This window comes from Psychrobacillus sp. FSL H8-0487 (assembly GCF_038008385.1).
GTDB lineage: Bacteria > Bacillota > Bacilli > Bacillales_A > Planococcaceae > Psychrobacillus > Psychrobacillus psychrotolerans.
The window spans coordinates 39,119-51,696 of the sequence record NZ_JBBOZA010000002.1 but is presented as its reverse complement, the minus strand read 5'-3'; the positions used below and the strand labels follow the sequence as shown (position 1 = coordinate 51,696).

General features: G+C 33.0%; 11 protein-coding genes. 10 read left to right on the top strand and 1 reads right to left on the bottom strand.

All coding sequences use genetic code 11. The annotated features are described in order from the left end of the window. Positions 1 to 321: 321 nt before the first annotated feature. Genes MHI47_RS19805 through recD2 form a run of 3 tightly spaced genes read left to right on the top strand, consistent with a single transcriptional unit; the run spans position 322 to position 3,479 of the window. Positions 322 to 624, top strand: coding sequence for a hypothetical protein (locus MHI47_RS19805; RefSeq protein WP_340832188.1), 303 nt, complete (start codon positions 322 to 324; stop codon positions 622 to 624). Positions 625 to 679: 55 nt separating this feature from the next. Further along, complete coding sequence (locus tag MHI47_RS19800) at positions 680 to 1,312, top strand: transcription termination/antitermination NusG family protein (protein WP_340832186.1); 633 nt, start codon at positions 680 to 682, stop codon at positions 1,310 to 1,312. Then, on the top strand, positions 1,287 to 3,479 hold the full coding sequence (recD2, locus tag MHI47_RS19795; RefSeq protein WP_340832183.1) for an SF1B family DNA helicase RecD2: 2,193 nt from the start codon (positions 1,287 to 1,289) through the stop codon (positions 3,477 to 3,479). Before MHI47_RS19800 ends, recD2 begins: the two co-directional genes overlap by 26 nt. Before the next feature lie 121 nt (positions 3,480 to 3,600). Here recD2 and MHI47_RS19790 read toward each other — a convergent pair whose 3' ends face one another. Next, positions 3,601 to 3,969: a hypothetical protein gene (locus MHI47_RS19790; protein ID WP_340832181.1), complete on the bottom strand. Its 369-nt coding sequence runs from the start codon at positions 3,967 to 3,969 to the stop codon at positions 3,601 to 3,603. 92 nt (positions 3,970 to 4,061) lie between these two features. Between MHI47_RS19790 and MHI47_RS19785 the strand changes: the two genes are divergently transcribed. The 7 genes from MHI47_RS19785 (at position 4,062) to MHI47_RS19755 (ending at position 12,569) form a co-directional block, all read left to right on the top strand. Next, positions 4,062 to 4,499 (top strand): hypothetical protein, encoded by a 438-nt coding sequence (locus MHI47_RS19785; protein WP_340832180.1) that lies wholly within the window; start codon positions 4,062 to 4,064, stop codon positions 4,497 to 4,499. Between the two features lie 219 nt (positions 4,500 to 4,718). Continuing rightward, entirely contained in the window at positions 4,719 to 5,123 is a 405-nt protein-coding gene (locus tag MHI47_RS19780; protein WP_340832179.1) for a hypothetical protein, read from the top strand. Between the two features lie 21 nt (positions 5,124 to 5,144). Then, the gene (locus tag MHI47_RS19775) at positions 5,145 to 5,489 is read left to right on the top strand and encodes a hypothetical protein (protein WP_340832178.1); all 345 of its coding nucleotides are present in this window, start codon (positions 5,145 to 5,147) and stop codon (positions 5,487 to 5,489) included. After that, complete coding sequence (locus MHI47_RS19770; RefSeq protein ID WP_340832177.1) at positions 5,486 to 6,460, top strand: hypothetical protein; 975 nt, start codon at positions 5,486 to 5,488, stop codon at positions 6,458 to 6,460. Before MHI47_RS19775 ends, MHI47_RS19770 begins: the two co-directional genes overlap by 4 nt. Positions 6,461 to 6,479: 19 nt before the next feature. Then, positions 6,480 to 8,507 (top strand): VirB4 family type IV secretion system protein, encoded by a 2,028-nt coding sequence (locus MHI47_RS19765; protein ID WP_340832176.1) that lies wholly within the window; start codon positions 6,480 to 6,482, stop codon positions 8,505 to 8,507. After that, positions 8,488 to 10,863, top strand: coding sequence for a hypothetical protein (locus tag MHI47_RS19760; RefSeq protein ID WP_340832175.1), 2,376 nt, complete (start codon positions 8,488 to 8,490; stop codon positions 10,861 to 10,863). The genes MHI47_RS19765 and MHI47_RS19760 overlap by 20 nt, the downstream gene beginning before the upstream one ends. After that, positions 10,863 to 12,569, top strand: a complete 1,707-nt coding sequence (locus tag MHI47_RS19755; RefSeq protein ID WP_340832174.1) for an NlpC/P60 family protein — start codon at positions 10,863 to 10,865, stop codon at positions 12,567 to 12,569. The genes MHI47_RS19760 and MHI47_RS19755 overlap by 1 nt, the downstream gene beginning before the upstream one ends. Positions 12,570 to 12,578: the final 9 nt, after the last annotated feature.

Genomic DNA, 12,578 nt, shown 5'->3' with positions numbered 1-12,578 from the left:
TGATGCAAAAAAACTACTAACTACTAGGTAAAAAGTTAGTGGTTTTTTTATTATAGTACAAAAATATAAAACTAATCATATTTCCATATCTATAATTAGTAAAATATAATTTACAGATTCATTTTTTAGACATTTTTTTAAACTATCGTTTAAGAAAATAGACAATTTACCTAATATATACCAACTTATAAGGACTATGTAATTGTTTTCTTCGCACGACAAATAAACTATAAGAATTAGGTTGATTTTCCAATTAGTTTCATGTAATTTCAAGTTAACGGATTATTTTTTGCGTTTAATGTCGAAAGTGGGTAATTGGAGATGGGTAATTGTATCGAACGTGATAGGGAAAAAGTAATGATTGAGGAATTCAGTGAAATTGACGAATTAAATAGATTATTTCGCAAGAAGTCGAGGGAAGATAATAGCTTTGATACTGCTGAATTTATAACTATGGATGATGTTCAATTGCAAGTATTGTTCGAAAAAATGGAAGCAGAGCCACTAGAAATAAATTTAGATGCAGCACATCAATCAGATTTATCTAAACTAGATTTATCAAACATATCTTCGCAACGTCAATACATACATTCCACAAAACAATATAGCTATTCCAAAAAATAGCTGATTATTTAAACGGTTTCACTAATTTAAAATATGCTAAAGGAAGGTGAAGTAAATGTTTTTCTCAATTCAAGTGAAAAGTGGAACTGAATATCAAGTAGCAAAATTTATTGAAGCTACATATGAAAATCAAGGTCAAAACATTATTCGTGTTCTTATACCAACCGTTGAAACTTACGATCTTAAAAAAGTTGAAAAGGGTATCGCTAAAAAGAGGCTAAACATACTTCTCCCTAGTTATATTTTTATTGAAGTGAATGAAACTGAAATTACAATGAAACCATCCTTATACAATTACTTAAAATCACTAACTAAGAATGTTTGCCATGTGTTAATAAATAGTATTCCTGAAAATGAATTAACTCGTTTTATTGGGAAAACCTATTCAATTGTTGAGCTGGCTTTTGAAGAAAAACAAATAATCAAGGATAAATCCTCGAATGAAAAAGATTCTAACTTATCCCACATCAATAAAATCATACATTCACTTACACAAAATAAAATGAAATCAAGTCTATCCATTCAAGCCTTCCTATGCAATAAAAAACTAAATCTTTCTATTCCTGCTAGTTTATTTAAGAAAATTGTGGAAGAGAAGAAATTTACTATAAAAGAAATGCAAAAACATCCTAAAGCCTTTCTTTTGGAGGTGCTACGGGTATATGAACAAGCTCTCAGTCCATGTTAAGTTCTCCAAACATATATTTTCAGCCACTGAATATCAAGTATTGATAGTAAAGACTATCAAATGGATGATAGGTAAAACAGATAAAACATCTTTCCTTATAGCAGGTCCTTTACCAAAGCTAAGTAAAAACGAAGAAATTATTATAGAGGGGTACTTTAAATTTAACCCAAAATATGGGGAACAATTTATAGTGGAATCTTGGAAACGTCCTATCCCGAAGTCTAGAAATCAAGCAATTAATTTTTTAAGTTCTAATATTTTTCGTGGTATTGGAAAAAAGACAGCAACATCAATTGTAGATAAATTAGGTTCCGAAGCTATTGTACTTATCACTGAAAATGGTGTAAATGCCTTAAAACAAGTGCCGAACCTAAGCACAGATAAAATAACTCAAATTGTGGAAACAACTCGTAAAACGTTCGTTTTGAACGATATTATGGTGTTTTATGCAAAGTATGGGATTACCACTGATACTATTCTAAAAGCATACGCTAGATTAAGTAATGGAATAGTAGAGTTAAAACAAAATCCTTTTTTGCTAACTCAATTAAACCTAACTGATTTCTATACAGTGGATAACATAGCTAAAGTTATGGATATTCTTCCACATAACTTCAATAGGCTCGAAACCGTTCTGAAAATCGGGCTGAAGGAAATGGGGACACGATATGGCCATTGTTATGTAATGGAAAATGAGTTAATTGATAAGTCGATTTATATGTTGAACCATCGTTCTTCTAAGGTGGATTGGGTTCATCCAAATTCCTTTATTGGTGTCATGGAACAATCAAAGGCATGTTATATAGAAAATGGCTACGTGTATCCGACAAATATTTATTATGCTGAAAAAGAAGTTGCTTTTTACTTACATCAGCTAACTATTGAATCGGATATGACTTCCCAAAAAGAAATAAATAACGCTATTAAAGATAGTAGTTTGGTTTTAACTTCGGAACAGCATAAAGCTATACATTTACTAATGAAAAATAATGTCTTGGTGCTAACTGGGGGACCAGGTACAGGTAAAACGTACACAATTAATGCGATAGTAAATGTTTTTAAAGCGTTATATCCAAATAAAAAATTAGCTTTAACTGCCCCAACCGGTAGAGCAGCCAAAAAAATTGGTGAAGTTACAGGTTTGGGTAAGGAGGCACTAACTATGCACCGTCTGACTGGATATGGTCAAAATGGATTTGAAAAACCAACTTACAACGAAACTAATCAATTAGATTACGATTTTATTATAGTTGATGAGTTTTCAATGGCAGATATAGAACTATCAAGAAACTTGTTAAGAGCAATAAAAAAAGGCAGTAAATTGCTCATTGTAGGAGATAGTGATCAACTACCATCTGTAGGACCAGGAAATGTATTAAAAGATATTTTAGCTACTAATATCCCTCAAATTCGACTTACTACCATCTTTAGACAGGCAATAGGTTCCAAAATTATTGAATCAGCTCATAGGATTAATAAAGGAAAAATGATTGAGTTAACCAATAGTAAAGAACAGTATTTTATCGAAAGTAAAAACCCTTATTACAGTAATGAAGTTATTGTACGGTCAGTCAAAAAGTTTTTAGAACAAGGATATTCCATTAATGAAATTATGGTATTATCTCCGATGAAAAAAGGTGCTCTAGGTGTTGAACAGTTAAATATACGAATTCGGGATATGTATAATCCATCCCAAACAAAGAAAAAAGAGCTTGAATATTTAAAACAAGTATATCGTGAAGGCGATAAGGTGATGTACTTACGTAATAATAAAGATATGGATATATACAACGGTGATGTTGGGTTTATAAAGAAAATTAATCTAACAAATAAAACAATATATGTGGATTTTGATGGTACACAAGTGATTTTAGAAAAAGACGAATGGAAGTATCTGCAATTATCATTTTGTACAACTATCCATAAATCTCAAGGAGGACAATCACCGATAGTCATTATGGCTTTAAGTGATGAACATGAAATAATGTTAACTCGAAATTTATTCTTTACGGGTATTACTAGAGCAGAAAGTATATTTGTTTTGGTAGGAACAACAAATGCAATAGAACAAGCAATTTCTAACAACCAAGTAGTAAGTAGAAAAACTGGATTAACAGAGAAGATAATGAAGTATAGAGCTCATTTGGTACTAGAACATGCAATTTAAATTATGAAAAATGAAACGCCCTTCTATTAATACTTAGAAGGGCGTTTTTTTTGTATTTACTTAATATGAAAGACAAAAAAAGAAGGAGGGTAACAATGAAAAAGTGGAAGTTTATATATATTTATTTATCTTTTCTACGCTCGTGAAAATAAACTATTTTTTTATCATCTCTTTTTAAAAAAACAGAGCGAAGTTGTATCCGTTGTTCGAGAGTATAGCTATTTATTATAGAAAGTGAATATGCAATTATTTCACTTTTAGTAGCTAATAATTCTACAGCTTTAGGACATACTCTTTCAATTTCAGATGCCATTGCTAAGAAAGGAGAACTATCTAAATGAATTGAATCATCAACGTTATCTGAAGCACTAAATAATTCAAGAGTATATATTTCGACTTTCGCTAGAAGGCGGACGTAATCAGCGGGGCTTTCAGCTTTATCAAAATGAAGCCAAAAGTAATCAATGAGCTGATCGATTGTAATCGCCATAAAATCACTACTTTCAAAAAAATATTATGGAAACTAACAAAAACGTGTAGAAATATACGTTTTTTTATTTTGGAAAAGGAGAGAAAAATTTAATGAAAAAAGAAACGAGAGAGCACTTAATCCAACATATAAGAGAAATTAATGATCCAACTATATTAAGTGAGATAAAACTATTTAATCAAACAGATTGTGTTATTGGTAGAGCAGCCATTTTAAAAAATATTAAAGAGACAAGCGACTATACCTATGAAGAATTGTCTACAGAGCTATTTGAAAATAAACGACAGTTAATCAGAATTATTAAGTTAAATAATCTAATAGGAGAATTGAAAGTATTAACTCAAAAAAGGCTGATTTCAAAAGTTGCAGCCTACGAGATTTCTTCTTTTTCGAAAGAGAAGCAAAAGGAATATTACCAGTTAATACAAAGATCTGTGAGTCAGAAAAAAAATAGTAAGAGAAAAACATTTAAATATACAGAATACTTAGCTCTAAAAGAACTAGATAACAATGTTTCAATACAAGTCTAAATCTAATTTTAGTGTACATCTTTTAAACGACCATTTAAAGAGTAATAATTATTTAGTTTTTAAGAATCTACTATTTTTTTGTCACTCCTGAAAAATATATAGATGATAGGCTGAAATTAAGAGTTTATTAAACTCCTAATAAGCGAGAAATCTAAAAATAAGGAGGGAGTTAGCAATTAACTCGCAAAAAAATATAAGAAATATTAAAGGAGAAAAATCATGAATTTAACACAGAAAAAAAGCAATATGATCCAAAAAGTAATCCTTTCATTTATAACAATCTTCATTTTGTCATTTGGACTTTCTAACGTAATAGGAATTGAAATGGCAGATACTGCTGAAGCAACGTTAAAAAGTCAAATCAAGGCAAACAATCAAGATAAATTAGAAGCAACTATTGATAAAGCAGGTAAGGAAGTAGTGAACACTGCAAGAGAAATAGCAATTGTAGCTTTAGTAGTCCTTATAATTTGGATGGCTTATTCATTATTAATTAAGAAATCTGCTGAAGGATTAGCTGATATGAAAGGACGTCTAGGCGGTGTAGTAATTGCTGTTGCATTCATCTTCTTTACAGACCAAATTCTTGGAGCGATCTTCGGTGTATTGGGAGTAAAACTTTAATAGTAAAAGGAGAAATATACAATGTACGGACAATACCATGAAGTACCCTACAATTCTAGAGTACAAGAAGCAATCATTGGTCCGTTCTCTTGGAGTCAACTTGGTTGGTTGGCTCCAGGAGTTATTGTGACTTATAAATTAGCAGAGTGGATACCCAAACTTCCTTTTGATTCTATGGTGTTTTCTAGGATTCATTGGTTTATCCCTATTCTAATTTCTTTAATCTTTGCTTTTTTTAAAGATAACAAAACAAATTTATCTTTACCTCAACTAATCGTGACACAAATTAAAATACGCTCAAGAAGGCGTACTTACTACTATAGACGTATCAATATGCCCTCTTGGAAAGAGGTAGAAAAAAGATGACAACAGAAATCATTGGAGCAGTGATACTCGTTGTTTTGAGTATCTTCTTTTATTCAGCCATGAAAAAGGATAAAAAGAAACTTGGAAGTAACAAGAAAAATGGTACTAAACCAAGTAAATCTAAGGACAAAGAAACTGTTCAAGAATTATTAGCGTATGAACAAATTAGTGATCGTGGAGTTGTTAAATTAATTAATGGGACATATACGCTCACTGTAGAAGTATCGCAAATAAACCAACGATTAATGAACCAAATTGAGAATACCACAATATGGAGAAAGTTTAGAGGTATGTTGAATTCGATTGGGATTCGACATACATATTTAGTGCAATCACAATATTTAGATGTGATGGATTTTGTATCAGAGTACAACGAAAATGCCGATGAATTGGATAATTTAACTCCAGAATTAAAGTTAGCAAAGGAAGATATAGTCGATAACTACAAGTCCTTTGCAGAAGAAAAAACAAGAGAAGTACGTTGTTATATGATTTTTAGGTTCAATCCTAAAAAAGATGGAATGGAAAAAGGACTTGAAACAGGAAATTCTACACTAGATGGGCTTTTGTCGGGTTTGAAGGGTCAAACAAATTCAATGGATAAAGAAGAAGCGGATGAATTAGCTAACTCAATTTTAGATGAAGTGGGCGACTTAGCCCATACACTATTACATTCCATTGGGATTAAGGCAATTCGTTTAAATAAGGTAGGTGTTTTAAATATGTTATACATGACTTTAAATCGAGATTTAACACTTTCTCAACGTCTTGTAGATGTAAATAAAGCACAATCTTTTACTGAGTTTAAATTGTCAGAAACTCCATTTGCTATAGAAGAGGAAGCTTATCTTTCTGAAATTGAATTAGTAGAGGAACTTGAAAAATACATACCAATACCTGATGACAGTGAAATTTCTCAATTGGATTTGGTACCAGAAGCAAATAGCAAAGAGGAACTTCAGGAAGTATAGAAAGGAAGGAGGAATAATCATGGCGTTCTTAACTAAGAAAAAGCGTTCATCCTCATTTAATAAACAAGAGAATAATGTGGATTTAAAAGAACATGAAGAACAGATTGAAAAAGAGCCTAATTTTGTTAAAGCAAGTGAAACTAAAGTTGAAGGAATAGACTTTGTATCCCCTTCTTTAATTAAAGAAACTTTACCCTCTGACTTACTTGGGGATGGTACAAAAATTAATGATTATTATGTGGAAGTCGGTGGAACAACTGAATTTGCAAGATATTTCCGAAGCTTTTTTGCTGAAATCACAGGAGGTTCTACATATGCAGGTATGTTAGATCCTTTATTGATTGGTGAGTTTGGACAAGGAGATGTAGATGTAGCTCTCCACGTCGATCCAGTAGAAACAACGGAGGAATTAGAGGATATAGCAAGACGTATTCGAGGAATCAAGTCGGATATGTATAGAGAAATGCCGGATGAAAAAAGAGATAAACTACGAGATGAATTAGAAGATTTGGTAGATCGCCAACGTCGATTACGTCAAAATCTTGAAAAGCCATTTCGAGTATCTATGCAAATTGTGGCTTCTGCAACTGAATTAAAAACACTAAAAAGATTCGCTAACAATATGATTAGAAGGTTTAGTGGTAACGATATTATTCTCCGTTCTCCTGATGGAAAACAATTGGACGCTCTATTAAATATCACTCCACTTGCTGATTCACCATTTTATAAAGAGCATACTTTTTCATATGAAACTTCGAATGTAGCAGACTTCTTTCCCTTTGGTAATGGAAAGGTATCTCACAAAACAGGAATCATATGGGGACGTGACCATTTAGGACGTCCAATTTTTTATGATGCATGGGATCGCTCTTTAATGAATCGTAATGCAGTAGTTACAGGGGGTTCAGGTGCTGGTAAAACCTTTTCAGTTTTACGCTTAATCCACCACGACACTCTGAGAGGGATAAGACATTGTATCATCTGTCCAAAAGGGGACTATCGTCGTTATATAGTCGAAATGGGGTGTCCTTACATTGATTTAGGACCTGAAAGTCCATATCGAATAAATTTCTTTGATGTAGATGTAGAGGAACGTTTGATTAATAACGAAACGATTAAACAAGTAAATATTGAAAATACAATTATAGCAGCACGGGCAATTATTTATCGAATGATCAAAATTTTAGATGAAGATTCTTTGACTGGAATTGTAAAAGTACGAATTGACAATAAAATTCGTGAATTGTATCGCGAAAAAGAAATAACAAGTGATCCTGAATCTCTTTATATAAAAGAAAAAGAAGCTATAACAGGAGAAAATGGAAAACCATTTTTCTCAATGAAACGAAAAATGAAGGATATGCCACAGATTGGTGAACTTTATATGAAGCTAAAAGAAGATTCAGATACAAAAACTGTAGCTGAATTATTAAAAAACTTCACTATTTACGGAGATGCACCAACACAATCAATTTTTGATACACAATCAACAGTAAAAATAACAGATACCCCTTTATTCGGTTTTGGTTTAGCAGAATTAGATGAAGAAATTATGAAACCATTGGGATTATTTATAGCGACTAAATGGTTATCTACTAAATTTTCTCATAAAGACCGTCACATTCGTAAACGAGTAGTAGTGGATGAAGCTCAAATTCCCATGCAAGATAATGAAACAGCTCAATGGTTAGAAAATGAGTTTCGTGTTGTTCGATTTTTTAATACATCAATGATCGCAATTACACAAGGGTTTGAGGTATTCACACGTTCAGAATTTGGACTAGGTATATTAAAGAATGCCCCAACAAAGTTATTTTTAAAACAAGATTCCATTGATATTAATGAGATTCAAGGGAAATTTAATCTAACTGAGTATGAAGCTGATTTTCTAGTATCTGAAGCTGGGGAAGGATTAGGCATTTTACGTATAAATGAAGAGAGAAGTATTATTCAAGTTTCTTCCTCCTTATATGAAGCGATGCTATTTGAAACAAATCCTGACCGTATACGTGAAAAGAGTGATATGTATGCACGTTCAAGACGCTAAAAATAAACGTTCATTTATAGTAAAACTAACCTTAGTGTTAATGACATTATTTATGGTTATGACGCCTTTAATGAGTGTTTCAGCCGAAGTGATAAATAAAGAAAATTTAGATCCTGAGGAAAAGCCTGGATTAGTTGAAAAACATTTATCAAAGTTTTTAATTAACTTATCAAACTCAGCAATTAGTTTAATGAAGGCACAAGATGTTTCTGTATTAGTATTTCAACGGCCTGAAGTATTAAAAGAAAAAGACACATGGCTTGAAAATACATCAAGCTTGGACAGAGATGAAATGGCTTTTGGTATATTTCCGAATGCTTTATTTGAAGGGATTTCCAAAATATACGACGGTTTTGCAAAGCTAATACCAATTCCAATATTTGTTCTTTTAGCTATTGGTGGTTTAGTGCTTTTACTAGATTTGTATCGTTCATCTGAGTCAAGGTCTAAAGCAAAAGAATATCTATTCGGAATTGTAATAGCTCTCTTATTGCTACGATTTGGCCATTTGTTATGGGATTGGATAATTTTTATCAATCATATGATTGTGGATATTGTATTTTTTACTCTTAAAGCAAGTGGTATTGAAGTAAGATCTTTCGTATCAACGATTTGGAATCCTTCAGATACAGCAGAAGTAATGAAATCGCCATCCTTTATGATTGCATTATTAGTTTTAGGTGCGGCAGTAATGACATTTATAATCAATTATCAATATATGATGCGGATGTTAACTCTAGCAATGTTAGTAATACTCTTCCCATTCGTAATAATCGCAACTGTAATGCCATCAAGAAGAAGTGTATTAAATACTTGGGTTACACAATTTACTTCACAGGTGTTTATTCAAACAGCCCACGCTATATCGTTAGCCCTTTTCTTCTTCATGATAACTAAAACAGAGGATTTAGGATTTTGGTTAGTAGCAGCTATGTTCTTTGGGCTACCAGCAATGGCTGATCTTGTTCACCGAATAGTAGGTGGTTTTACAGGGGAAGGCGGTGGTGGTGGATTAGGTACTAGTATTTCCAATGGTTCAGGTATGGGTGGAATAATGGCTGTTACTAGTATTGCTCGTGGAATGATGAAGTCAAAAGGTAGTAATGGTAGTAAAGGTAATATGGACGGTATTTCAAGTAATAATGAAGTAGGAAGTACTAATGGAAATATGAGTTCTGCTATGTCATCTATGGGTTCACCTGCCAAACAATCAGGGGTTACATCCTTTATGAGTGATAAAGGTAATGTACAAGATGGAAGTGGTGTAGGTGGGATTCCTATTAGTAATGGTATAGCAAACGGTGAAAGTAATGGAATAAAAGCAACAAGACAAGATGTAAAAATGAACAAAGCTATGAATGAACGTCCACGAGGTTTAGCTAGAGCAGGTGCAAGTATAGCTAAAACGGGTAGAAATATGGCTAGCTCAGATAAATACAAAGGTGTAACTAAAGGTGTTGCAGCAGCAGGTCTAGCGACAGCAGGATGGATGGCTGGAACTATGATGACAGGAAAAGGTCAAACAGGTGCAATGCTTGGGGGTGCTGCAGGGCTTGGAGTTGGAAATGCAGTAAATACAACAAGAGATAAAGCAGGTAAAGGTATAGAGGTAATGGGTGAAGTAACACAAAGTAAAGCCTCTAACCTTAAAGCTATGGATATGACAAAAGCTCGTATTGGATATAAAGATTCTACACAACTTGGAAATCCTGATGAAATGAAACGTATGGGCCAAGAATTAGTTGGTGGGAAAGTCGGAAGTGCTATTAGCGGAATAATCGGTCAAGCAAATTATTATAGCGATAAAGCAAGTAGTACTGACTCATCTGATACAGGAAATTCATATGTAGCAACCAATGAAAAACGTGATTTAGATTGGAATATAGGACGACAAGAAAGTGCAGTACAAGGTTTAGAACAGCAACGAGATATGTCTAAAATGAATTTAGAACGAGTAAATGCGGAGTATGGTCCGAAATCAGAGCAAGGAATGTCTTGGAAAGCAGAAAATGGTGGGACACCACATCCAGAAGTAGCTAAGGCTCAACAAAATCATAGTAAAGTAGAATCTACTTACTTTGGTGAAAAGCAAAAGCTCGGAGAGATGAAGCAAAAACAACAAACTTTTTATGCTGATAAACAGCAACAAAATCAGCAAAAAGATAATAAAAATGTATCTAACTCTACACCAACCGATTCAAATCCAAATATACCAAATAATCCTATAAACCCAACTAATCAGCAACAAATAAATCAGCAGATAAATAAAAAACAACAAAATAACACAGCCATTCAACACCATGCAAATGAAACAAGAGGTTTGCAGACTAGAAGACGCTCGAATGGAGCGATCTAATGGCAAATAATAATAATAATCGTAAAGACCAACATAATCAGGGATATGATGTTGCCAAGAAAGGAGCTAACTTTCTTGGCAAGAAAGCGAGTAGAGGGCTACAAAAGACTGGGAAAAAAGTAATCGCAAAATTTGGCAAAGAAGCTTTGAAAAAAGTAGCGAGTGGAGTCTTACTAAAAACCTTTCCATTTTGGGGTCCTGCGGTTGCTTTACTTCTCTTAGTTGTCATTATATTTGCGATACTAATACCTGATTTTTCATGGGGAAGTAAGCATGACTCAAATGAAGATGAAGCTATAACTCAACGAATTACTGATTATAACTTGTTAGGACAAGAGTTGATGATTAATCCTACTCATATAGTTGCGATGGATATGGTGAAATACGACAATGATAGTTTATTAGATCATCCAGTAAGTGAATCAGCATACCATTTTTTTAGTATTCATTATGAAAGATTTGAACCTGCTAAATCAGTATGTACACAATTAGGTGAGAACGGAAGTTGTTTAAATTATATAGAACAGCCTGAAAAAATATTAGAGAGTGGAACTTATGCAGGAAAAAAATCAATTCAATCATTCTTTAAGTCTAAAGGGCAAACGCTAGATGATATCGTAAGTGCAATTGATGGTATTCGTACAAAACCAAATACACGTCTTACTATTACTAGTCTTACAATCGAAAATGCCCTAACGGATGCCAAATTAAATGAAGAACAAGTAGAGTATTTTAACGATATATTAGAATCCGAATTAATAGCAGAAGAATTCCCCGAATTAGGAAGCACTTCTTTCTTTGGTATTGGTGGAGGAGCTTATTGTTCTCCAACTAAAGAAATTACAGTTAGTAGTTGGAATCAATCTTTTACTAAAGCAGGTGTTTTAAACTCTCAAGGGCCAACTATTATAGCTTTAGCTAAGGAATATTCAATTGATCCTGTTTTGTTTGCAGCCATCGCTTTCCATGAAAGTGCATATGGGAAATCAAAAGCAATATTAAACAAAAATAACCCTGGTGGTTTGATGGGGAAAAATGGATTAATGGTTTTTCCTACCCTTCGAGATGGATTAGAAAGTATGGCTAGAACTTTACACAACCGTATTATAAAAGATGGATTAATAACAATAGACAAATTGGGCTCTGTTTATGCACCCGTAGGAGCAAGTAATGATCCAACTGGATTAAATAATCACTGGGTTCCAAATATCTCTAAAATAGTATCAAATCTTGGTGGTTTAACTATGAATTGTGAGAGCTACGCAAATGGTTCTTCGATTGTTTTTGATGGAGATGTATCAGAAGCAGCTCAACGAATTGCGAGTGCTGGTACTAGATGGATAGGTAATTCTATATATGTATTCGGTGGAGGACGTAATCAAACTCATATAAATAAAGGTTGGTTTGATTGTTCATCTTTTGTACATTGGGCATACGGTCAAGGTGGAGTTAATCTAGGGAATTTATCATCTACTTCAACAGAAACCTTAAATAAAATGGGAAAACGAGTTTCGGTAAATGATATAAGAGTAGGTGACATAATATTTTGGGATACCTATAAAAAAGACGGTCATGTTGGGATTTATATTGGTAATGGTCGTTGGATAGGTTCACAAAGTAGTACAGGAGTTGCGATTGAAAGTATGAGTGGTTATTGGAACACTGTTTTTAAAGGTCACGTAAGAAGAATTCTTCCCGAAGCTTAAAGAAATGAA

Bases quoted from the DNA above. Each gene is read 5' to 3' on its own strand.
- MHI47_RS19770 (WP_340832177.1), top strand. From the start codon at position 5,486: ATGACAACAGAAATCATTGGAGCAGTGATACTCGTTGTTTTGAGTATC.
- MHI47_RS19785 (WP_340832180.1), top strand. From the start codon at position 4,062: ATGAAAAAAGAAACGAGAGAGCACTTAATCCAACATATAAGAGAAATT.
- MHI47_RS19800 (WP_340832186.1), top strand. From the start codon at position 680: ATGTTTTTCTCAATTCAAGTGAAAAGTGGAACTGAATATCAAGTAGCA.
- MHI47_RS19765 (WP_340832176.1), top strand. From the start codon at position 6,480: ATGGCGTTCTTAACTAAGAAAAAGCGTTCATCCTCATTTAATAAACAA.
- MHI47_RS19805 (WP_340832188.1), top strand. From the start codon at position 322: ATGGGTAATTGTATCGAACGTGATAGGGAAAAAGTAATGATTGAGGAA.
- MHI47_RS19790 (WP_340832181.1), bottom strand. From the start codon at position 3,969: ATGGCGATTACAATCGATCAGCTCATTGATTACTTTTGGCTTCATTTT.
- MHI47_RS19775 (WP_340832178.1), top strand. From the start codon at position 5,145: ATGTACGGACAATACCATGAAGTACCCTACAATTCTAGAGTACAAGAA.
- MHI47_RS19755 (WP_340832174.1), top strand. From the start codon at position 10,863: ATGGCAAATAATAATAATAATCGTAAAGACCAACATAATCAGGGATAT.
- MHI47_RS19760 (WP_340832175.1), top strand. From the start codon at position 8,488: ATGCACGTTCAAGACGCTAAAAATAAACGTTCATTTATAGTAAAACTA.
- MHI47_RS19780 (WP_340832179.1), top strand. From the start codon at position 4,719: ATGAATTTAACACAGAAAAAAAGCAATATGATCCAAAAAGTAATCCTT.
- recD2 (WP_340832183.1), top strand. From the start codon at position 1,287: ATGAACAAGCTCTCAGTCCATGTTAAGTTCTCCAAACATATATTTTCA.